General features: G+C 62.8%; 18 protein-coding genes. 7 read left to right on the top strand and 11 right to left on the bottom strand.

Going from position 1 to position 20,666, the window contains the following annotated elements; genetic code table 11:
* Window positions 1–5: 5 nt before the first annotated feature.
* Window positions 6–1,229 carry an esterase/lipase family protein gene (locus RUGAMON1_RS24360; RefSeq protein WP_445232940.1) on the bottom strand — a complete coding sequence of 408 codons (1,224 nt, stop codon included), beginning with the start codon at window positions 1,227–1,229 and terminating at the stop codon, window positions 6–8.
* A 133-nt stretch (window positions 1,230–1,362) separates the two neighbouring features.
* Here RUGAMON1_RS24360 and RUGAMON1_RS24365 point away from each other — a divergent pair, with 133 nt between their 5' ends.
* Complete coding sequence (locus RUGAMON1_RS24365; protein ID WP_445232941.1) at window positions 1,363–2,184, top strand: substrate-binding periplasmic protein; 822 nt, start codon at window positions 1,363–1,365, stop codon at window positions 2,182–2,184.
* A gap of 17 nt (window positions 2,185–2,201) precedes the next feature.
* Window positions 2,202–3,032 (top strand): hypothetical protein, encoded by an 831-nt coding sequence (locus tag RUGAMON1_RS24370; RefSeq protein ID WP_445232942.1) that lies wholly within the window; start codon window positions 2,202–2,204, stop codon window positions 3,030–3,032.
* A gap of 19 nt (window positions 3,033–3,051) precedes the next feature.
* Here the strand turns inward: RUGAMON1_RS24370 and gntR are convergent, their stop codons facing one another.
* From gntR to RUGAMON1_RS24390, 4 genes are all read right to left on the bottom strand, one after another.
* Window positions 3,052–4,080: an HTH-type transcriptional regulator GntR gene (gene gntR / locus RUGAMON1_RS24375; protein WP_445232943.1), complete on the bottom strand. Its 1,029-nt coding sequence runs from the start codon at window positions 4,078–4,080 to the stop codon at window positions 3,052–3,054.
* Window positions 4,081–4,147: 67 nt separating this feature from the next.
* Window positions 4,148–4,651, bottom strand: coding sequence for a DUF4124 domain-containing protein (locus RUGAMON1_RS24380; RefSeq protein ID WP_445232944.1), 504 nt, complete (start codon window positions 4,649–4,651; stop codon window positions 4,148–4,150).
* Window positions 4,652–4,773: 122 nt separating this feature from the next.
* Complete coding sequence (locus RUGAMON1_RS24385; RefSeq protein WP_445232945.1) at window positions 4,774–6,189, bottom strand: PA domain-containing protein; 1,416 nt, start codon at window positions 6,187–6,189, stop codon at window positions 4,774–4,776.
* Window positions 6,186–7,316 (bottom strand): choice-of-anchor J domain-containing protein, encoded by a 1,131-nt coding sequence (locus tag RUGAMON1_RS24390; RefSeq protein ID WP_445232946.1) that lies wholly within the window; start codon window positions 7,314–7,316, stop codon window positions 6,186–6,188. Before RUGAMON1_RS24390 ends, RUGAMON1_RS24385 begins: the two co-directional genes overlap by 4 nt.
* 400 nt (window positions 7,317–7,716) lie before the next feature.
* Between RUGAMON1_RS24390 and guaB the strand changes: the two genes are divergently transcribed.
* Window positions 7,717–9,189 carry an IMP dehydrogenase gene (gene guaB / locus RUGAMON1_RS24395; RefSeq protein ID WP_152836048.1) on the top strand — a complete coding sequence of 491 codons (1,473 nt, stop codon included), beginning with the start codon at window positions 7,717–7,719 and terminating at the stop codon, window positions 9,187–9,189.
* Window positions 9,190–9,258: 69 nt separating this feature from the next.
* Window positions 9,259–10,869 (top strand): glutamine-hydrolyzing GMP synthase, encoded by a 1,611-nt coding sequence (gene guaA, locus RUGAMON1_RS24400; protein ID WP_445232947.1) that lies wholly within the window; start codon window positions 9,259–9,261, stop codon window positions 10,867–10,869.
* 101 nt (window positions 10,870–10,970) lie between these two features.
* Here guaA and RUGAMON1_RS24405 read toward each other — a convergent pair whose 3' ends face one another.
* The 6 genes from RUGAMON1_RS24405 to RUGAMON1_RS24430 form a co-directional block, all read right to left on the bottom strand.
* On the bottom strand, window positions 10,971–11,339 hold the full coding sequence (locus RUGAMON1_RS24405) for a YXWGXW repeat-containing protein (RefSeq protein ID WP_445232948.1): 369 nt from the start codon (window positions 11,337–11,339) through the stop codon (window positions 10,971–10,973).
* 44 nt (window positions 11,340–11,383) lie between these two features.
* Window positions 11,384–11,911 carry a glycine zipper 2TM domain-containing protein gene (locus RUGAMON1_RS24410; RefSeq protein WP_445232949.1) on the bottom strand — a complete coding sequence of 176 codons (528 nt, stop codon included), beginning with the start codon at window positions 11,909–11,911 and terminating at the stop codon, window positions 11,384–11,386.
* A gap of 245 nt (window positions 11,912–12,156) precedes the next feature.
* Window positions 12,157–13,026 carry an ABC transporter permease gene (locus RUGAMON1_RS24415; protein ID WP_445232950.1) on the bottom strand — a complete coding sequence of 290 codons (870 nt, stop codon included), beginning with the start codon at window positions 13,024–13,026 and terminating at the stop codon, window positions 12,157–12,159.
* Window positions 13,027–13,044: 18 nt separating this feature from the next.
* Entirely contained in the window at window positions 13,045–13,821 is a 777-nt protein-coding gene (locus RUGAMON1_RS24420) for an ABC transporter ATP-binding protein (RefSeq protein WP_445232951.1), read from the bottom strand.
* Window positions 13,821–14,816, bottom strand: a complete 996-nt coding sequence (locus RUGAMON1_RS24425; protein WP_445232952.1) for an ABC transporter substrate-binding protein — start codon at window positions 14,814–14,816, stop codon at window positions 13,821–13,823. The genes RUGAMON1_RS24420 and RUGAMON1_RS24425 overlap by 1 nt, the downstream gene beginning before the upstream one ends.
* A 99-nt stretch (window positions 14,817–14,915) precedes the next feature.
* The gene (locus RUGAMON1_RS24430; protein ID WP_445232953.1) at window positions 14,916–16,238 is read right to left on the bottom strand and encodes a porin; all 1,323 of its coding nucleotides are present in this window, start codon (window positions 16,236–16,238) and stop codon (window positions 14,916–14,918) included.
* Between the two features lie 161 nt (window positions 16,239–16,399).
* On the opposite strand from RUGAMON1_RS24430, the gene RUGAMON1_RS24435 reads away from it, so the two are divergent.
* The 3 genes from RUGAMON1_RS24435 to RUGAMON1_RS24445 all read left to right on the top strand — a co-directional run bounded on the left by RUGAMON1_RS24435 (window position 16,400) and on the right by RUGAMON1_RS24445 (window position 20,618).
* The gene (locus RUGAMON1_RS24435) at window positions 16,400–17,074 is read left to right on the top strand and encodes a response regulator (RefSeq protein WP_445232954.1); all 675 of its coding nucleotides are present in this window, start codon (window positions 16,400–16,402) and stop codon (window positions 17,072–17,074) included.
* Window positions 17,058–18,446, top strand: coding sequence for a sensor histidine kinase (locus tag RUGAMON1_RS24440; RefSeq protein ID WP_445232955.1), 1,389 nt, complete (start codon window positions 17,058–17,060; stop codon window positions 18,444–18,446). Before RUGAMON1_RS24435 ends, RUGAMON1_RS24440 begins: the two co-directional genes overlap by 17 nt.
* Before the next feature lie 75 nt (window positions 18,447–18,521).
* Window positions 18,522–20,618 carry a TonB-dependent receptor domain-containing protein gene (locus RUGAMON1_RS24445; RefSeq protein WP_445232956.1) on the top strand — a complete coding sequence of 699 codons (2,097 nt, stop codon included), beginning with the start codon at window positions 18,522–18,524 and terminating at the stop codon, window positions 20,616–20,618.
* The last annotated feature ends 48 nt before the right edge of the window (window positions 20,619–20,666 follow it).

A 20,666-nucleotide genomic window follows, 5' to 3' on the forward strand; every position in this document is an offset into this window, starting at 1 on the left:
CTTTTTTATGGGGCGGCGTCGCGCGTCAAAAAATTACGCACCTTCGCCTGCTTGAAAAACTCAGTATGCCAGACCTCCGATTGTTTTTGTTGCGGCGTGCCGAAGCTCAGCATGCGGTCGTCGGCGACTTGCGCGTCCGGCAGCAACACGCTGCTGTATGGAACGACCACATCGTTATCGGTTTCCAGCAACATGCGGCTGAGCAGGGCGCCGGTACGCTCCAGCATCGATGTGCCGAAGTCGAAATCGGCGCGGGCGTAATAGGTGCTGGCGCTGGACAGCAAACTGGCGCCTTGGTTCAATTGATCGATCAGCGCCGAACCGCTGGCCAGCGCCTGCACGCTGGGCCGGTCGAAGCCCAGCGACACCACCACCCGCGCCAGCCCGATCACCAGGTCCAGCGCCATGCCGCTGCTGAAAGAGGCCAGCATCGCCGCCGCGTTGAGGAAGTTTTCGACATCGTCCGGCGACGCCAGCGGCGATCCCTGGTTGGCGGCCGCCACGAAGTAGACCTTGCCCACGCTGGCGATACGGCCCGCGCGCTGCTGGCCGACGGCGGCCAGGACGGCATCCTGCGCATGCGGCGCGGACGACAACAATGAGCGCACCACCAGGCCGCCGCGGCTGTGGCAGACGATGTCAACGTTCCAGCCGGCGTCGGCCGGCAGATGCGACAGCAGGTCCAGCGCATTCTGCTGCGGCGTCTTGGCGATGGTCCAGTGATCGTAGCCGAACACCTGGTCGTCGTACTGCGCCAGCAGACGCTGCATGGTGTCGTCGGCAGCCAGGTCGCTGAACGCGCCTTCGATGGAACTGAATATTCCGTGCACGAACAGCAGCACCTTGCGGCCGCGCGAGGCCGCCAGTTCGGCCGCCGTCGCCGGCTGGCGCCAGCCGTGGCGCAGGCTGAGCAAGCCTTCGGGCTTGTTGTGGGTCTCGATGGTCTCGATCATCTGCTGCGTCATGTGCTCCTTCACGCGCAAGGCCGCTTGTTTGATCCAGTCCATGCTGCCGCTTACGGCGTGGGTTGCCAGCAGCTGCGCTCCACGCAGCGGAAATACGAACTGGATGCAGCCGCTGTCCTTGTGGCGCAAGATGTTCAGGTGGGTGTCGGCAATCTGGGCGGCCGGCAAGGCTGGCGCCGCGGCCAGCGACATGGGCGGCGCGACGATCTCGGGCGCGGCGTCGGCCAGCGCGCGTTGTAGTTCCTCGTGCTTTGCGAATTGCATGCTTATCTCCCGGTAGTTCTGACGCCAGTGTACGACGCTGCGGCCGATCGCCGCGCCGGATTGCGCAGGCGCGGCAAGCTGAGCTACACTCATCGAGATCGCACAACCTGGACCCATGATGAAGCGCTGCCGGATGATGCTGACTGTCGGTTTGTGCTTAGGCCTGGCCCTTGCCCAGGCGCGCGAAGGCTGCCCGGCGGTTACGCGGGTGGGCGTCAGCGATTTGGGCTACACCTCGTTCCGCGAAGACGGGCAGATACGTGGCATTTCGGTCGACGTCGTCAAGGAGCTGGCGCACCGCACCGGTTGCCAGTTCGAATTCTTCTGGTACCCGCGCCAGCGCCTGTTCGTCGAGCTGGAGGCGGGCCGCATCGACATGACGCTGGCCGCGCTGCGCACGCCGGAGCGCGACGCCTACGCCAGCTTCCTGCCGTATGCCTACCTCCAGTACGACCTGATCCTGGCGGAGCCGGCCGGCCAGCACTATGCGAGTCTGGGCGAGTTTGTCGCGCGCGGCACCGGCAGGCTTAACGTCACGCGCGGCATGGCGTATGATGCCGCCGTTGAAACCCAGCTGGCGCTGCTGGCCTCGGCGGGCAGGCTGGAAGTGGTCAGCGATTTCGAAACCGTGTTCGGCAAGCTGGAGATGGGCCGCGCCGACGGCACCTTGGCCACGCCGCCGATCTACGCCAGGCACCTGAAGTCGCGCAACTTCAAAGCCCGGCTGTCGGTGATTCCGATGCCGGAGGCGACGGCGCGATTCACCGGTGTCTATCTGTCGAAGAAGACCCTCGGCGCCGACGTGCGCGGGCGCTATGCCGCCGCCGTCAAAGCCCTGGTGGCCGAGCAGGTGGTGCCGGTCCTGTATGCCCGGTATTTTGACGACGCCACCGTCAAACGCATATTCCGTCAGGGCCCGGCACCGTTGCTGGCCGCCCTGGCGATCCCGGATTAACCTGTCATGGAGCCGTATTGAATCAGCCCGATTATTGCAAGTACAACGAAGAACAGTTGCAGCAGATCCTGCGCAGCATCGACGCCGAACGCTTCCCTGAGCGCGTCGCCGAAATCAAAACCAGGCTTGCCGAGCTGGCGCAGCAAGGGCCGGTGGCCGCCGCGCCGCCCAAGATAAGCGCCGATCCGGCGAGCTATAAGCCCGTCATGCGGCGTGCCGCCAAGTGCCTGCTGGTGGTAGCCGCCGTGGACCTTGGCGTCGCCGTCTGGAACGCCGTTCACGGTATCGGCTCGATGTTCAACGTCGATCTGGCGGCCTTGGCAGCGGCATTGTTGCTGATCTGGGGTGGGCTAAGGGTTGCCGCCGTGCTGCGCTGGATGCTGTTTTCGGCCGTGTCCGGCATCGTGCTCTGGTTCCTGCTGCTATTTGCCCAGCCCTTGGACTTGACGCTGGCGCAGATACGGCTGACGCCGCTCACATACATGAGTACTGTCCTGCTGCTGCTGTTAAAAGGCTGCGCCTGGATCTGGGTGCTGCGCTTGTTGGGCAGCGTCAGCATCCAGGAGGCGCGCGCGTTCGAGGGGCGCAAGCGCTACGACATGCGTAAGCCGCTGTTTCTCGGCCTGGCCATCACGCTGGGCGTTGGGGTGTTCTACGTGACGCAAGTCTGGGGTGAACGCGGCCGTCATGCCGAGCAATTGGCCGCCCAGAGGGTTGGCGGGCCTTACCGTTACCACACCAACGGCATGCAAATCATGGCGAATCCCAATGGCACTTTCGTCAGCGCGAACGTACTGGTCTGGAACGAGCAGAACATCGGCAGCGTGGCGGTCAACTGGAAAGAGTAGGCCGCAAAGCGGCGCCGTGTCAGGCGCTTTCGCGCGCCATCAGCGTGAAGCCCAGGTCGATCTGCCGGCAGGCCGGCTCTTCGCCCTTGATGACGGCGCGCAGCAGCCTGGCCGCCTCGTAGCCGATGCGGTAGCGCGGCGTGGCGACCGTGGTCAGCGAGGGATTCATCCAGGCCGAGGCCGGCAAATCATTGAAGCCGCAAATGGCCAGCTGCGACGGCACGGCGATGCCGCGCCGCTGCGACTGGTAGACGGCGCCGTGCGCCAGGTCGTCGTTGCAGCAGAAGATGGCGTCGCAGTCCGGCGCCTGCGCCAGCATGCGCCCCAGCAGCTCGGCGCCCAGCGCGATGGTGGACGGCTCGCCCACCATCACCTCCAGCCTGCTGTCGGCCAGGCCGGCTTCGCGCATGGCCTGGCGGTAGCCTTCGGCGCGGCGCAAGGTGCGCTCGTCCAGCTGGGCGCCGATGAAGCCGATGCGCTTGTGGCCTTTTTCGATCAGGTAATGCGTCATCGCGTGGCCGGCCTGCACCTGCGAGAAGCCCACCGTCAGCTGGGTGGTGTCGGTCGACATGTCCATCATCGACACCACCGGCACGCGCGAGTTGGTCAGGATCTGCTGCACCCGCGGGCTGTGGCTCAGGCCGGAGAGCAGCATGCCGTCGGGATTCGACTGTAGATAGGTGCCGATCAGCTTTTCCTCTTCCTTGTCGGAATAGCGGGTATTGCCGATCAGGATCTGGTAGTCGTCGGCGTCCAGCGCATCCTGGATGCCGGCCAGCACTTCGGTGAACACCGCATTCGACAGCGACGGCACCAGCACCGCGATCACCTTCGATTGCGACGAGGCCAGCGCGCGGGCGGCGCGGTTGGGCACGTAGCCCAGCTCGGCGACCGCCTGCTCGACGCGGTCGCGCAGCGCCTGCGACACCATATCCGGCTGGGTGATGGCGCGCGAGGCGGTCATGGTCGCCACGCCGGCGTGTTCGGCCACCATGGCCAAGGTGATACGGCCGCTGGCGCGGCTCTTGTTCGCTGCAGTCTTGATCATAGGAGGTAGCCGATGGCGCTTGTTGATAGCGATATCATACGGTAGCTTGCCCTTGCCCCGACAGGGGCTATTTGCAGCCAGCCAACACTTTTTGGTTCTTTTTCGCCATTTCGGCGCGTTCGGCGTCGCCCATGATGCCGCGTTCGCCGTTGCTGTCGTAGTTGGTCATGCGCACGCCGTCGGCCAGCGCCTGCTGGTTCTTGCGGGCGGCGTCGCAGTTGGCGGCGATATCGGCTTTTTGCCTGGCCTCCTCGGCGGCTTTCTTGTCGGCGGCGGCGGCGTCGGCTTTGCGCTTGTTGAAGTCGGCGTTCCGCTCGGCCAGCGTCGGCGGCCGCTTGGCGGGGCTGTCCGGCGCCGCATCGGCCGCCGGGGCTTCGGCCTCGGCATTGGGGTTGAACGGCGCCTTGCCGGGGGCTTTCAGGATGCGCTGCTCCGGCACCGAGGGCGGCGGCGGGCGGTCCGACAATTGTTTGACGCCCTTGTCGTCGATCCAGATGTACTGGGCCATCGCCAGCGAGGAAACGGCCAGCAGCAGGGCGCCGGCCAGGCAATGCAAAGTACGGTCAGTCATGGTAGTGCTCCTGTAAAGCAAGCACCGATTTCGCCATGATTTGCGGCAACTGTCAACAGTAAAGAAAAAAGCCCGCCGTCCGAGGTGGACGACGGGCGATCGCAGCAGGCTGCCGGGTTGGCTTACCAGCCGATGTCGCGCAGCAGCGGGAACGACAGGTCGTTCGGCGGCGTGACCTCGTGGGTCAGGTCGTTGCTGATCGCCGGTTCCATCAGCAGGTTAGGGAAGGCGCTGACGTCGTAGTGCGATACCGACGAACCGCCCTGGTACGGGTTAGGTGCGAACATCAGCAGACGACCCGCGGCATCGGCGCCCGCGCGCAGGGCCAGGTTCACGCCCAGGTTGGCAAACACGTTGGAGTGCAGGCGGGTGCGCTTGGCCAGGGCCGCTTTCAGCGCAATGCCGTCGTCCTGCGAGATGCGTACCGCTGGAATGGTGACGGTCGGATCGGCGCCGCCCAAGCCTGGCGGTGGCGAACCGGCAGCGTTGTCGGCGACGATCATGCCGATCGCGCCGGCATTCTGCACGGCCTTGGCTTTGATCGTGAAGGCGCAAACACCGCGGTCCACCAGGGCGATCTTGCCGTTGACAGCGGCGGCATTGGCTGCCGACAGCGTGCCGCAAGCGAGGCCGAGGTTAGGCGCGGTGTCGACGACCGGCATGATCTCGCCGGTCATGCCTGGGCTGCTGAGGGTCGGGCCGAAGCTGGCGGTGCCGACCTGCAGCGAGCCGGCGATGCTGGCAGGGCTCAGCAAGGTCAACGCTGGCGAGCCTTGTTGCAGCACGGTGCTGACGTAGCTGTTGGCGATCGGGCCGTTCCAGACCAGCTTGCCGGATTTCAGCGACGAGGCGGCGCGCTCGGCGGCCGTCATGTCTTTCCACAGCTTGCCGGTGCTGGTGTCCTTCAGGTAGAAGTCCCAGATACTTGGGGTGTTGTCCAGTTGCGCGCCGGTCGAACCGTTGGTGTAGGTCTGGAAGCCCAGGCCGTGGCCGAATTCGTGGGTCAGCACGGTCACCAGGTCGACCGCGGTGCCGTGGTTGGCGTCCAGGCCCAGGTAGAACGGCGAACCGGCCAGGCAATTGGCCGTGCCCAGGTTGATGTTGAAGCGGGCGCGGATGTCGGCGACGTCGGAATCGGGATCGGCGCCGGTCAGCTTGCCGGTCTGGGCCTTGCCGAACCAGGCGCCGGCTTGCGGTGCGCCGGCGAAGTCGCGGAACACCTCGGTGGCGCCGGCGCTGCCCAGCACGGCCGAAGAGGAGGTGCAGGTCAGCGCTTCCCAGGTGGCCAGCACGCGGATCGGGGTGGTGCTGGTCAGCGTGGCGCCCCATTTGTTGGCGGCGGCCTGGAAGGCGTTCAGGCGTTGCACGCCCAGCGTGGTGCCGGCGTTGCCGCCGACGGGAGCGACCACGGTCGGGTCATTGAAGCCGACGTTGGCCGGGTCGCCGTTGACGATCACGATGGTCGCGGCGGCAAAGCTGGAGGAGGCGAACAGGCAGGCGGCGGCAGCGGCCAGGGCGTTCAGGGTAAAGCGCTTCATTGTTGTTCTCCTTTCACGGCAGGCAGGCTAGGGCCGTGCGCCAGGTGGTGGGCGACTTCTTCGCCGGGGACGCAGGATTCGACCAGATTGCCATCGGCATCTTTGTGGATGACGGCGAAGCTGGCGGTGGAGTCGTCCAGCTTGCGGCCGACGCCGCCTTTTGCGGTGCTCAGCGGCGCGATGCGGCCGCCCAGTGCCAGGCGGCCGGAGGCCTTGGCGCTGGTGGCTGGCACGGCGGCGGCGGCCAGTTCGGCCGCTTGCTCGGCCGATGGGCCGACCAGCTGGCCGGTGGCTGCGTCTTTGTAGGCGACCATGCCGGCGCCTGCCGGTGCGGCGGTGACGCTCAGCTCCGGTGCGACGACGACGTGCGAGTTAGGAAAACTCATCAGGCCATTGGCGCCGGTTTGCGGCTCGGCCGCTTGCGCCACCAGGGTGCTGGCCGACAGGCCGGCCAGTGCCAGCAGGCGCAACTGCTTCTTGCGGCTGAATGCGACCACGCCCAGGCCCAGCACCAGCATCAGGGCGGTGGTTGGTTCCGGCACGGCGCTGATGCTGACCGAGTCGATGCCTATGTAGTCGCCATCGCCAGGAGCGGCGACGTAGCGGAAGGCGTAGCGGCCAGTGGTCGCGCCGGACAGACCGGACAGGGACAGCGAATTGGCGCTCCAACCGGTGTCGGCGGAGGCCGAATAGGTGCCGAGCAGCGTGAAGTCGCCGGTCGAGGTCGTGGTGCCGCCGACGTTGGCGCTGGCGCCCGCAGTGCTGTAGTAGACCTGGACGGTATCGGTAAATCCTTCGCCGAGCATGCGCAGCGAGAAGTTCAGTTTTTCACCATTCGACAGGGCGACTTCAGGCGTGATCAGCCAGTTGCTGACGGCGCCGCCGAAACCTGCATTATTGAAGTTGGCTGCGATATACGAAGTAGCGGGACCGGCGGCGGCGGGGAATTTGTCCTCGCCCTGGAACCAGCTGGTGCTGCCGCCGGCTGCGCTGTTGTTGGTCATCACCCAGCCGCTTGCGCCGAGTGTGCTGATGTCATTGAATCCTTCGGATAACAAAGGACCGGCGAAGGCGGAGCTGGTAGCGGCGGCAGCCGCGAGTCCGATCAGGTATTTATTAAAGTTCATGATGCCCCAATGGTATTGTTTGCTTGCATACATTCGCTACGGCAAGCGAGCGCGTTGAACATGTCAGATAGCAACGGTTGTGTGCATCTGGCCCAAATGACTACGTTTCATAAAGTACAGCAATTTTTCTTGGCTATCTATATATATTATTTATAAGATATCCACGAATAGCCGGCTGAAAACGCTTCCAAGCCCCATGCTAGCTAGCACAGCAGTAGTTTTGGATATGGCCAAATTTTGCGCAGAAATAGAGGCTTTTTTACAACATGTTCTACAGGGAATATTGAAAGGAAAATAAACTTCGTTCGTCTCCGTAGGGCGTCTCCCTGCAGCGCGAAGAAGTTTCAGACAGGCCACTGCTTTTTCTGTATAATCTGCTTTTGCGCCTATAGGAAATGCTATGCGTCTACTCCAAAAAGCACTCACGTTTGATGACGTGCTTCTCGTTCCAGCGTACTCGAATGTTCTGCCTGCCGATACGTCCCTCAAAACTCGCCTGACCCGTAATATCAGCCTGAACATCCCGTTGCTGTCCGCAGCGATGGATACGGTCACCGAAGCCCGCCTGGCGATCGCCATGGCACAAGAGGGCGGCATAGGCATCATCCACAAGAACCTGAATCCGAAGGATCAGGCTCGCGAAGTGGCGCGCGTCAAGCGTTTCGAGGCCGGCGTGCTGCGTGACCCGATCACGATTCCGCCGACCATGAAGATCCGCGACGTCATCAAGCTGACCGAGCAATATGGCATTTCCGGCTTCCCTGTCGTCGAAGGCAAGGAAGTGGTCGGCATCATCACCAACCGCGACCTGCGTTTCGAACAGGAGCTCGACGCCGAAGCGCGCGCCAAGATGACCCCGCGTGAGAAACTGGTGTTCGTCAAAGAGGGCGCGGAAGGCGCCGACCGCGACGAAGCCAAGCGCCTGATGAACAAGCACCGCCTCGAGCGCGTGCTGGTCGTCAACGACGCCTTCGAACTGCGCGGCCTGATCACCGTCAAGGACATCCAGAAATCCACCGAGCACCCGCTGGCGTCGAAAGACTCGCAGGGCAAGCTGCTGGTCGGCGCCGCTGTCGGCGTTGGCGCCAAGGATGAAGAGCGGATCGAACTGCTGGTCGCCGCCGGCGTCGACGTGCTGGTGGTCGACACCGCCCACGGCCACTCGCAAGGCATCCTCGACCGCGTGCGTTGGATCAAGACCAAGTTCCCGCACGTGGACGTCATCGGCGGCAACATCGCCACCGCCGCCGCCGCCAAGGCGCTGGTGGAATACGGCGCGGACGCGGTCAAGGTCGGCATCGGCCCAGGCTCGATCTGCACCACCCGCATCGTGGCCGGCGTCGGCGTACCGCAGATCACCGCGATCTCCAACGTTGCCGAAGCGCTGGAAGGCACCGGCGTGCCATGTATCGCCGACGGCGGCATCCGCTTCTCGGGCGACATCTCCAAGGCCCTGGCGGCCGGCGCGTCGACCGTGATGATGGGCTCCATGTTTGCCGGCACCGAAGAGGCGCCGGGTGAAGTGATCCTGTACCAGGGCCGTTCGTACAAATCGTATCGCGGCATGGGCTCGCTGGGCGCCATGTCCGACGGTTCGGCCGACCGCTACTTCCAGGACGCCACCATGAAGGCCGACAAGTTCGTGCCTGAAGGTATCGAAGGCCGCGTCGCCTACAAGGGCAGCGTGCTGGCGATCATCTTCCAGCTGGTCGGCGGCGTGCGTCAATCGATGGGTTACTGCGGTTGCGCCACCATCGACGAACTGCGCAACAAAGCCGAGTTCGTCGAGATCACCTCGGCCGGCATGCGCGAATCGCATGTGCACGACGTGCAAATCACCAAGGAAGCGCCGAACTACCGTTCCGGCGACTAAACAGTCCTTGCAACGCCGGCTGAGTCAAGCCGGCGTTTTTCTATTCTTTACCTCTCCAGTACATTACTCATGCACTCAAAAATCCTCATTCTCGATTTCGGCTCCCAAGTCACCCAGCTGATCGCGCGCCGCGTGCGCGACTCCGGCGTGTTCTCGGAAGTGTACCCGTACGACGTCAGCGACGAGTTCGTGCGCAACTACGGCGCCGCCGGCGTGATCCTGTCGGGCAGCCACAGCTCGACCCTGGAAGGCGACGCCCCGCGTGCGCCGGACGCCGTGTTCGAACTGGGCGTGCCGGTGCTGGGGATCTGCTACGGCATGCAAACCATGGCGGCCCAGCTGGGCGGCAAGGTCGAGAACGGCCTGGTGCGTGAATTCGGCTACGCCGAAGTGCGCGCCCGCAGCCACACCAAACTGCTCGACGGCATCAACGACTTCGTCACCGAAGAAGGCCACGGCATGCTGAAAGTCTGGATGAGCCACGGCGACAAAGTGCTGGAGATGCCGCCAGGCTTCGTCCTGATGGGCAACACCCCGAGCTGCCCGATCGCCGCCATGGCCAACGAAGAGAAGCAATTCTACGGCGTGCAATGGCACCCGGAAGTGACCCACACGGTGCAGGGCAAGGCCATGCTGGGCCGCTTCGTGCACGAGATCTGCGGTTGCAAATCGGACTGGAACATGCCGGACTACATCTCGGAAGCGGTCGAGAAAATCCGCGCCCAAGTGGGCACCGATGAAGTGATCCTGGGCCTGTCGGGCGGCGTCGATTCGTCGGTGGCCGCTGCGCTGATCCACCGCGCCATCGGCGACCAGCTGACCTGCGTGTTCGTCGACCACGGCCTGTTGCGCCTGGACGAAGGCAAGATGGTGATGGACATGTTCGCCAAGAACCTGGGTGTCAAAGTCATCCGCGTCGATGCCGAAGACCAGTTCATGGGCCACCTGGCCGGCGTCGCCGATCCCGAGCAGAAGCGCAAGATCATCGGCCGCGAATTCGTCGAAGTGTTCCAGGTCGAATCGGGCAAGCTGGTCAACGCCAAGTGGCTGGCGCAGGGCACCATCTACCCGGACGTGATCGAATCGGCCGGCAAGGGCAAGAAGGGCCAGACCATCAAGAGCCACCACAACGTCGGCGGCCTGCCGGAGACGATGAAGCTCAAGCTGCTGGAGCCGCTGCGCGAACTGTTCAAGGACGAAGTGCGCAAGCTGGGCGTGGCGCTGGGCCTGCCGCATGACATGGTCTACCGTCACCCGTTCCCAGGCCCGGGCCTGGGCGTGCGCATCCTCGGCGAAGTGAAGAAGGAATTCGCCGACCTGCTGCGCCGCGCCGACGCCATCTTCATCGAAGAGCTGCGCAACACGCCGTACGAGCCGGTGGTGGTGCCTGGCTTCGACCAGGACAGCGTGCCGACCAACTGGTACGAAGCGACGTCGCAAGCGTTTGCCGTGTTCCTGCCGGTGAAATCGGTGGGCGTGATGGGCGACGGCCGCACCTACGAATACGTGGTGGCCTTGCGCGCCGTGCAGACGCAGGACTTCATGACCGCGCACTGGGCGCACCTGCCGCACGCGCTGCTGGGCAAAGTGTCCAATCGCATCATTAACGAAGTGCGTGGCATTAACCGTGTGGTGTACGACATCAGCGGCAAGCCGCCAGCGACCATCGAGTGGGAGTGACGAGCTCGCTTTAAATCGTTGATTTAATTGAAAAAAATGGAGGCTGTTGATGATTGGATTCGATCATCAACAGCCTTATTTATTTCAGGGATGTTGCGGTCTTATCGCTCCCAACGGCCGCGTGACCATTCCCATTCATTGTGGTGCCAACTCCAATGGCCAGGAATCCAATAATGTGCAGGGCTTGGCGCGACCGTAATCTGCTCAACTATTACGGCAGGCATCGGGCGCGCGGAGCCCTGATACCAATATCCTGTCTGCCATCTCCAACCGTGATCACGCCATGCCCAGTGCCCTTGAACCCAGGTGTAGCCCGACGCTGGTGGTGGCGGAATCACTTCCTGGATTGGTGCTGGGGCCTGGCGCACAACGGCGGGCTGGTCGTGGACTATGACACGTTCTTTGACAACGGTTGTGCAGCCGCTCAACGCGATGACAAATGCCGCCGCATAAAATATTTTTTTAGTCATTTTTTTAATGTTCTTGTGTCTCAGAGGGGAAGACTCTCGCCTATTTATTGTTGGCCAACGGGTTGATTGTGTTTTGCAATTTCATTGCCCACGTAGCCGCCACCGACGGCGCCTGCGATCGCTGCCAAGGTACGGCCATTACCGCCGCCGACATGACTTCCCACCAAGCCGCCGAGTAGGGCCCCAATGCCTATGCCAAGCGGGCTGTTCTGAGCGACCGGAGCGGGCTGCTGATATGAGTTGGCTGGTCGGTAATCCCTATCGTGCTCAGCTTGTACCTGACGGGTACGGTCGTTGTCGTAGGCTACTTCCTGGCGATGTGGGTATTCATGGTGGACGACGGTCTTGTATCGAACAACCTCACGCACCACAGGAGTTGGTGCCGCCTGCTGTACCAGCGGGGCGCTGGCATTGTTCGTCGTGTCTGTTGTCGGATTGGATATGGCCGCACCATGTGAGTTGGGCAGCAGCCCGGTAATTGCTGCGGCGCCGGCCAGACTGACCAGGGTCAGGGAGACTGCGGCGGCTGCCATCAGTGGGTGGATGCGATTCGAGGTAGTGGTGGTGTCCATTTTCGTTCTCCGGTATAGCGCTGATGTCGCGCTGATAGACCAATAACGACTGAACCGGCAAACGGGATGTATGGGAGACGTTTCCTGGGTAAGTATGTGTAACAAGGACAAGTCAGGCTAGCGACGGGTTGAAATGGATTGATAGCTGCCGGCTGGCTATCCCGCAACCGCCAAAGGTGAGCCCGGCCTCCAATTGCTTGAGGGCCGGGATGGCCTGCTGAGCCCGAGTGAGGCGAATGGTTGAATCAGCTTCCTTGCTCGACGAACTGCGCGGGACGCCATTTCAGCAAACGGTTCTCCACCGCGGTCAACAGGTATTCCGCCGCCAGCGCCACCACGGCCAGCACGATCATCGCCGCGAACACGCCGGCCGCATTGAAGGTGCCTTGCGCCGTCGCGATCAGCAGGCCGATGCCGTGCCGTGCGCCCAGGAATTCACCGACCACCGCGCCAACCAGGGCAAAGCCAAAGCTGACATGCAGGCTGGCCAGGATCCAGCTCAGCGCCGACGGGAACACCACGGTATAGGTCACCTGGCGCTTGCTGGCGCCCAGGATGTAGGCATTGGCGATCAGGTTGCGGTCGGCTTCCCGCACGCCCTGGAAGGCATTGGCAAACACGACGAAGAACACCATCACCACTGCCAGCGCCACCTTGGAGCCCATACCCAGGCCGAACATGATGATGAAAATCGAGCCCAGCACCACACGAGGGATGGCGTTGGCGACCTTGATGTAAATGCTCAGCACATCGGACATCAGCTTGTTGCGTCCCAGCGCGATGCCGAACACGATGCCCAGCACGCTGCCGATCAGGAAGCCCACCACTGTCTCCTCCATCGTCACCAGCAGTTCTTTCCATAGCGGCCCTTGGGCCGTGCCTTCGCTCAGCCAGGTGAGCAGTTGCTGGTAGATAGCAGAAGGCTGGGAAAAGAAGAACGGGTCCAGCCACTGCCGCGCCACTGCGAACTCCCAGACGCCCAGCGTCACCACCGCCAGTGCCACGCGCAGGAACAGCACCAGTCGCCGGTGGTTGATGGCGCGCGCCACTGCGGCCCGCTCTTCGCTGCCGTCGCTCGGCAGGCCGGCGCGGTCCGCCGTTGTGTTTGCATGCATAAATATTCTCCGTACGGGTTAAACCTGGACTTCGTCCTTGAGGTCCGACCAGATCTGTTTCGACAGGTCGATGAATTGCTGCGTATAGCGTGCCTCGGCCACATCGCGCGGCCGCGCCAGTGGAATCTCGTAAGTGCTCTTGACGCTGCCCGGTCCCTTGCTCAGCACCACCACCCGGTCGGCCAGCGCGATCGCCTCCTCGATGTCGTGGGTGACGAAGACCACCGACGCCTTGTGCTCCGACCACAGGCCGAGCAGCTCGTCCTGCATCAGCGCGCGGGTTTGCACGTCGAGCGCGGAAAACGGCTCGTCCATCAGCAGGATCTTGGGCTCGTTGATAAAAGTCTGGGCCAGCGCCACGCGCTTGCGCATCCCGCCCGACAGCTGGTGCGGGTAGTGATGCTCGAAGCCGGACAAGCCCACGCGCCGCACCCAGTCGGCCGCCTTGTCCCTCGCGGCCGATTTGTCCATGCCGCGGTAGATCGGTCCGATGGCGATATTGTCGATCACGCTTTTCCACGGGAAGACGGCGTCCGCCTGAAACACGAAGCCGATATTCGGATCGATGCCGGCCACCGGCTGGCCGAACACCTTGACCGAGCCCGACGAGGGCGGATTGAGGCCGGTGATCATCCCCAGCGTGGTCGACTTGCCGCAGCCGGTCGGTCCGACGATGGCGCAGAATTCGCCCTCATTGACCGTCAGGCTGAACTCCCGCAGCGCCAGTGTGACCTTGCCCTGCGGGCTGACGAACTTCCTGCCGACGTTGTTCAACTCTATGGCGGGTGTCTTCATTATTTCGCGGCTTTCACGAATTCGGTGGTGTAGGTATTGGCCAGGTTGACCGTCTTGCCCTGGACCGACTTGTCGAAGGCGTTCAGCACGCCCAGCACGGTGGCCGGGCCGTTGGCCGGCATCACGCCGTCGTCGGTAAACATCGCCTTGCTGCTTTCAAGCGCAGCAATATACATCTGCTTGTCGGCCGCGTAGTAATCGGCCGGCATCTTGTCGGCGATTTCCTTGGCGCTGTGGGTGTGGATGTAGCGCAGGGTTTTGACGAAGGCGTTGGCCAGCTTCTGCACCTGCGGCTTGTGGGCGTTGACCCAGGCCGATTCCATGTACAGGCAGGCGGCGGGGTAGGTGCCGCCCAGCGCCTTTTCCGTCTCTTTCGGCGAGCGCAGATCCACCAGGATGCGGGCCGCGCCGGTGTTCACCAGTCGCGAGATGGTCGGTTCGGTGGTCATGCCGGCCTCGATCTTCCCTTGGCTCATGGCGGCGATGAAGGTCGAGCCCGCACCGACCGGCAAGGTGGTGAATTCGGTGCTCTTGATGCCGGACTTGGCGGCCAGGTACAGCGTCAGGAAGTTGGTGGACGAACCCAGTCCGGTCACGCCCAGCGTGCGGCCTTTGAAGTCGGCCGACGACTTGAGGTTGCCGGAGGCGGCCTTGGACACCAGGATGACTTCGCCCGGCGCCTGGCTGAACTGCACCACCGACTGCACCAGCTTGCCGCGCGCCTGCAGGTCGATGGTGTGGTCGTAGAAGCCGATCACGCCTTGCGCCGCGCCCGACAGCATTTCGGTTTCCGCGTTGACGCCGGCCGGTTCGCTGAGCAGTTCGATGTCCAGTCCGGTCTCCTTCAGATAGCCCAGTTGCTCCGCTAGCTTGGCCGGCAAGTAAATCTGTTTCTCTATCCCGCCGACCATGATGGTAATTTTGTCGGACGCATGGGATGCACCGGCGACAGCCAGCAAGAGCGCGGCCGTGATGGCGCTGAGAGGGGATTTCATGGTGGTCTCCGTTATATATTTTTTAATTATCTGGCCTGCGGCTGCAAGCCCGCCCGGATGGGTGGACTTGCATCATATGCCCAGGTCGATGGCTGGCCGTCAGAAACGGAAGCGCATGCCGGTTGCCACGCCCAGTTGCGACTTGTGGCCATTGGCCTGGGACGCCAGGTAGCTGCCGTCGGTGTTCAGATGGTCGGCCGCCAGATACAGTTCGGTGCGGCTGTCGAAGTGGAAGAACATCGAGCCGTACAGCGTCTTGCGTTTGCCGCTGGCGGTGGCCTTGGCGTTGCTGGCGTTGGCATAGGCGTTCAGCACGTAGCCGCCGCCGTTGACGGCAGCGTTGTCGGCATCCATGACCTGGTAGCCGACCTCGTAGTCGAACACGCCCTTCGGCGCGATCTTGGCAGACACCGTGTAGGCGTTGTCCTTGCGGTTGCCGATGGCGGTCGGCTGGTCTGCCGTGTAATGGAAGTAGCCGGCGTTCAGGCGCACGATGCCCAGCTTGTAGTTGCCGCCGATGGAATAGCTGGTGTTGGTCAGGCCGGCCACGCTGGCGGTGTTGTAGAAGGCGGACAGGTTGGCCGTGCCGCCGTTGTACGCCACGCCCAGCGACTTGGTCGAGCCCGTGTTGAAATCGCCGGGGATGCCGCCGAACTGATAGCCGACGCCCACCATGATCTTGTCAAATTCCTTTTTCCAGACCACACCTTTGTCGTAGCGGGTGCCGGTGGCGCTGCCCGAATAGAAAATCAGCTGTTTGAAGTTGTTGTTATTGGTGTAGCCGCCTTCGTTCATGGTGACTTTGCTGGAGCCGTAGGGATCGCCGTAGATCTTGGAAAATTCGCGCGCCAGCGTGTTTTGGCGGCCGAAGGTCAGCTTGCCCAGCGATTTGCTTTCCAGTCCCATCCAGGCGTCGCGGTTGAACAGCGAGCCCGGCGTATCCATATTCCCGGTCGGCAGTTCATACTCGCTTTCGAGGCGGAAGATTGCTTTCAGGTCGTCGCCGGTCTTGAGCGCATGGGCGCCTTCCAGGCCCCAGCGATTGCCGCTGAACCAGGCCACCGACATATCGGTCAACGACGCGCCGCTGCTGTCGGCATTGGTATGGCGGCTCACGCTCAAGTCGATCAAGCCATACAGGCGGACGAAGTCGTTGCTGGTGCCCAGCACCAGGCCGCCGCTGAGCGGCTTATCGGTGTCGAAGCCGGGCTGGGATGCCGCCGCGGCGTGAGGTTGCGCGCTGGCACTGGCTTGCTGGATATCGGCCAGCGCCTTGCGCGCCTGGTCGGCCGCCTTTTGGGCGTCGGCGGCGGCCTGCTGGGCTTGCGCCAGCGCCTGTTGTAATTGTTCGGCGTTGCTTTGGGCGTGTGCGGCGCTGCCAAGGGTGGCCAATACGGCGAGAGCGGTAAGCTTGGTCTTCATTGAGTCTGTCTCCTGTTTTTTAGAGTAATATGGCAAGCGTTTTTCGTTGCCGGTGCGACACACTCAAGATACGAGAGCGAACCCTTCAATTTGCCTTCAATCAACCCCGCCGCACCAAAATACGACACTGGTGAGGCTGCTGCACTGCCACATGGAATGCTATGAAATTATTGTTGGTGGAAGACAACCGTGAACTGTCGTCCTGGCTGAAGCGTCTGTTGAACCAGTCGGGCTATGCCGTGGAACAGGCCTACAGCGGTGAGGAGGCGAGCACGCTGTTGTTGACGCAGCAATACGATGCGATCCTGCTGGATCTGACCTTGCCCGGCATCCAGGGCCAGGTGGTGCTGAAAGGATTGCGCCGCAAGGATGATCCGACGCCGGTGCTGATCATCAGCGCGCAGGATTCATTGCCCGATATCGTCGAGCACCTCAACCTCGGCGCCGACGACTATCTGGCCAAGCCCTTCGACATCACGGAACTGGAGGCGCGGCTGCGCTCGTTGTTGCGGCGCGCCAGCGGCAGGATCAATCCGGTGCTCCATTGCGGTGCCATACGCTATGAAAGCAATTCCAAACGCTTCTTCATCAACGATCTGGATCTGAATCCGACGCCGCGCGAGCACGCGATCCTGGAAATGCTGATACGCCAGCAGGGCTCCACGGTGTCGAAGAAAAACCTGTGCGAGAGCCTGTGCACGCTGGACGACAGCGTGTCCCCCAAGGCGCTGGAAATTTATATCCTGCGCCTGCGTAAAAAACTCGAATGCTCCGGCGCGCAAATCATTACCTTGCGCGGGCTGGGCTACATGCTGACCCATGATACGGCCGCTTAACAGCCTGAAATGGCGGCTGGGGCTGTGGGTATTCCTTCCCACCGTCATCATCTCGTGCATCGACCTGATCGTCACCTACCGTAGCACCGACCAGATCGCGACGCTGGTGCAACAGCAATTGCTGAAGGGCTCGGCGCGCATCATCGCCGAACAACTGATCTCGGTCGATGGCGGTTACGAGATCAGCATTCCCCCGGCCGCGCTGGAACTGTTCGCCAGCAAATATCAGGACATGGTGTTTTATTCGGTACGCAGCAAGCGCGGTCAGCTGATCGCCGGCGATGCGAAGCTGGAGGCCTATCCGGGGCCGCTCGCCATCGAGCAAGAGCAGTTTTTCATCACCGCGATGCGCGGCGAGCCAGCCCGCACCATCGCCTACGCCCAGGCATTGCCGAACATGCCCGCCGGCGAATTTGCCGTTACCCAGGTCGCCCAGACCTTGCGCGGCCACGAAGCCTTTCGCCATGATCTGTTCGTGTTGACCATACGCGAGCACCTGCTGATACTCGCTATCGTGATCCTCGGGCTGGTGATCACCTTGCGCTGGACCCTCAAGCCACTTGCCCGCTTCGGACAAAAATTGCAGCAGCGTAGTCCGGGGTCGCTGGAGACACTCGATGCCAGCGGCGAGGCGCTCGAACTGCAACCGCTAGCCGATGCGATCAACGATTATGTCGGACGGCTCGATCATGCGCTGTCGTCCTACGAGCGCTTTGTGGCCAATACTGCCCATCAATTGAGGACTTCGTTCGCCATCATTTCGTCGCAGCTCAATTTCGCGCAGCGCAGTCCAGGCGTACACGGGGAGCAGAAGGAAGTGTTGACGGCGATTCAGAAATCGGTGCAGCAGGGCACACGTGTCATCAATCAATTGCTGGTGCTCGCCGCGTTGGAACGCAAGCGCCAGCATGGGGCGCGCGCAGCGAGCACCCAATTTTCGGTGCCGCTGGTGGAGGCGATCGACTTGCTGGCGCCGTTGGCCCAGCAGCGGAAAATCGACCTCGGCATCGACCGCATCGACGAGACCGTCATGGTGTCGGCGCCAGCCCACCTGCTGCGGGAACTGGTGTCCAACCTGGTCGACAACGCGATCCAGCATACGCCTGCTGGCAGCACGGTGACGATTACCCTGGCGCGGCGCGCCGGCGAGGGCTGGCTCAGCGTTGTCGACAACGGACCGGGCATCCCGGCGGCCGAGCGCGGCAAGGTATTCGAGCGCTTTTACCGGCTCGACGAAGCGCGCCCGAATAGTTCGGGCCTTGGACTGGCCATTGTGAAGGAAATATGCGACGCGCTGGGCGCGCGTATCGCACTGTCGGTCCCTGCGGGCGGCCAAGGATTACAGGTAGATGTCCTGTTTTCTGCTGGCTGAACCTTAATGGCGCTTTAACGTTGGCTTTGATCTAATGTGTGGGATTTATTCCCTCATCAATAGAGCCTACACCGAATGTCTTCCCGCCGTCTTTGCCTACCCGCCGCGCTGGCTGCTTTTGTCGCGCTTGCCGACGCCCAAACCTTGAACGTCGATGCGCCCACCACGGTCGTGGTGGCCGGAAAGCGGTCCGACGTGATCAACAAGATCGATCGCAAGGTGTATCGCGCCGACGCCGACCTGCTGGCGGCCACCGGCAGCGCCGCCGACATCATGAACAACATCCCGTCGGTGGAAGTGGATATCGATGGCACCGTCAGCCTGCGCGGCGACACCAACGTCACCGTGCTTATCGACGGCAAGCCTTCCAGCCAGATGCAAGGCGCCGCCCGCGGCGGTGCCTTGCAGGGCTTTGCCGCGGCGGACATCGAGCAGATCGAGATCATCACGTCGCCGTCGGCGGAGTTCAAGCCTGACGGTTCGGGTGGCATCATCAATATCGTCACCAGGAAAAATCGCAAGCGGGGCGGAGCCGGCCAACTGTTGGCCAACGTCGGTAACGACGGCCGCCACAACGCCGGCCTGAGCGGTAGCTACAATACGGGCAACCTCGACTTCAACGGCAGCCTGGGCAATCGCAAGGACTGGCGCCAGCGCATCAGCGATAACCAGACCGGCGTGCGCGATGCCGCACAGAGCTACTCGCATCAGGTGCTGGATGAATCCAACGACCGTTGGTACGGCAAGGGCGGCGTCAAGTACGCGCCCGACGACCGGCGGGCGCTGGGCCTGACGCTGGACTATGCCAGCCGTGCCGAGCGTCGCGTCAGCGCGGAAAGCGCCAGGCCGTTCGACGCGCCGGCCTACCAGCGATCCGGTAGCGGCGGCGGCCCCCGCGCCGACGCCGGCGCGGCGCTGACCTTCGACCAGAAGCTGGCCGTTCCGGGCGAAGCGCTGTCGCTCTACCTGCAGCGCAGCCACTCGATCGAAACCAACCAGTACGACTATGTATCGGTCAACGCGGCGCCGGCGCTGCAGCGCGATTTCGGCCAGCAGGTGTACGACATCGCGAAATTCACCAGCGCCTATGTGCGGCCCGACGGCGCCGGCGCTACGCTCAAGCTGGGCTACGATATCGAATCCAACCACAACGACTTCAACAATTGGAGCGCCAGCGGCGCAGGCGAGCCGCCGGCCGTCAGTCACGCGGCCGACAACCGCTTCCGCTACCATCAGACCGTCAACGCGGCTTACTCGACCTATGGGGTCAAAGCGGGCATGCTGGAAGCACTGGGCGGCGTGCGCTTCGAACAGGTCGACATCCACACGTTGCAGAAGGTATCCGGCGATAGCAGCGGCCAGCACTACCGCAAGCTGTACCCGACGCTGAACCTGCTCTATACGCCAAACGAGCAGGACGTGTTGACGGCAGGCTTCAGCAAGCGGGTACGCAAGCCGGATCCGGAAGACTTGAATCCCTACATCAGTGCCGCCGATCCCAAGAATCTGCGCCAGGGTAATCCGGCGCTGCGGCCGCAGGTCACCGATGCGCTGGAGCTGGGGTACCGGCACGAGGGCGGCGGCGCAGCATACGGGTTGACCGCCTATTACCGCCGCAGCCGCGATGGCGACACCGAGGTGCTGACGCCGCTCGATGGCGGCGTGGTGCTGATCACCAAGGCCAATCTGCCGACCAGCCAGTCCGGCGGCCTCGAGTTCAGCTCGGCGGGCAAGCTGATGCCCAAGCTGGGTTTTAATGTCAGCGGCAATGCGTTTTACAACCAGATCAATACGCAGGCACTGGGTACCGGCGGCAACCGTTCCAGCCTGGGATTTAACGGCAAGGGAACGCTTGATTACCAGGCCGGCGCGCGCGACCGGGTTCAACTCGGCGCCAACTACCGGGGCAAGCGCTTGACGCCGCAGGGATATGTGATGCCGGTCGGCGTCATCAATGCCGGCTACCGCCATCAGATCGACGAAGTGCTGACGCTGGTGGCGACGGTGTCCGATCTGTTCAACAGCCAGCGCAACCGGCGCGTCTACGATACGGCCGATTTCAGCGGCAGCTACCGCCGTCATCAGACGGGGCAGGTGGTGTATCTCGGCCTGGCCTATACCTTCGGCGGTGCGAAGAAGAGCAAGGAGGCCGAATTCAACTACGATCAATGAACGGACTTCACAAAAAACAGGCTCGTCGCACGGCTCGACAGCGCTGTC

Origin of the sequence: Duganella rhizosphaerae (assembly GCF_040364205.1) — a bacterium.
Classification (GTDB): Bacteria; Pseudomonadota; Gammaproteobacteria; order Burkholderiales; family Burkholderiaceae_D; genus Rugamonas; species Rugamonas rhizosphaerae.

Bases quoted from the DNA above. Each gene is read 5' to 3' on its own strand.
- RUGAMON1_RS24420 (WP_445232951.1), bottom strand. From the start codon at position 13,821: ATGAAGACACCCGCCATAGAGTTGAACAACGTCGGCAGGAAGTTCGTC.
- RUGAMON1_RS24410 (WP_445232949.1), bottom strand. From the start codon at position 11,911: ATGGACACCACCACTACCTCGAATCGCATCCACCCACTGATGGCAGCC.
- gntR (WP_445232943.1), bottom strand. From the start codon at position 4,080: ATGATCAAGACTGCAGCGAACAAGAGCCGCGCCAGCGGCCGTATCACC.
- RUGAMON1_RS24435 (WP_445232954.1), top strand. From the start codon at position 16,400: ATGAAATTATTGTTGGTGGAAGACAACCGTGAACTGTCGTCCTGGCTG.
- guaA (WP_445232947.1), top strand. From the start codon at position 9,259: ATGCACTCAAAAATCCTCATTCTCGATTTCGGCTCCCAAGTCACCCAG.
- RUGAMON1_RS24425 (WP_445232952.1), bottom strand. From the start codon at position 14,816: ATGAAATCCCCTCTCAGCGCCATCACGGCCGCGCTCTTGCTGGCTGTC.
- RUGAMON1_RS24360 (WP_445232940.1), bottom strand. From the start codon at position 1,229: ATGCAATTCGCAAAGCACGAGGAACTACAACGCGCGCTGGCCGACGCC.
- RUGAMON1_RS24440 (WP_445232955.1), top strand. From the start codon at position 17,058: ATGATACGGCCGCTTAACAGCCTGAAATGGCGGCTGGGGCTGTGGGTA.
- RUGAMON1_RS24385 (WP_445232945.1), bottom strand. From the start codon at position 6,189: ATGAAGCGCTTTACCCTGAACGCCCTGGCCGCTGCCGCCGCCTGCCTG.
- RUGAMON1_RS24405 (WP_445232948.1), bottom strand. From the start codon at position 11,339: ATGACTAAAAAAATATTTTATGCGGCGGCATTTGTCATCGCGTTGAGC.
- RUGAMON1_RS24445 (WP_445232956.1), top strand. From the start codon at position 18,522: ATGTCTTCCCGCCGTCTTTGCCTACCCGCCGCGCTGGCTGCTTTTGTC.
- guaB (WP_152836048.1), top strand. From the start codon at position 7,717: ATGCGTCTACTCCAAAAAGCACTCACGTTTGATGACGTGCTTCTCGTT.
- RUGAMON1_RS24430 (WP_445232953.1), bottom strand. From the start codon at position 16,238: ATGAAGACCAAGCTTACCGCTCTCGCCGTATTGGCCACCCTTGGCAGC.
- RUGAMON1_RS24380 (WP_445232944.1), bottom strand. From the start codon at position 4,651: ATGACTGACCGTACTTTGCATTGCCTGGCCGGCGCCCTGCTGCTGGCC.
- RUGAMON1_RS24390 (WP_445232946.1), bottom strand. From the start codon at position 7,316: ATGAACTTTAATAAATACCTGATCGGACTCGCGGCTGCCGCCGCTACC.
- RUGAMON1_RS24415 (WP_445232950.1), bottom strand. From the start codon at position 13,026: ATGCATGCAAACACAACGGCGGACCGCGCCGGCCTGCCGAGCGACGGC.
- RUGAMON1_RS24365 (WP_445232941.1), top strand. From the start codon at position 1,363: ATGATGCTGACTGTCGGTTTGTGCTTAGGCCTGGCCCTTGCCCAGGCG.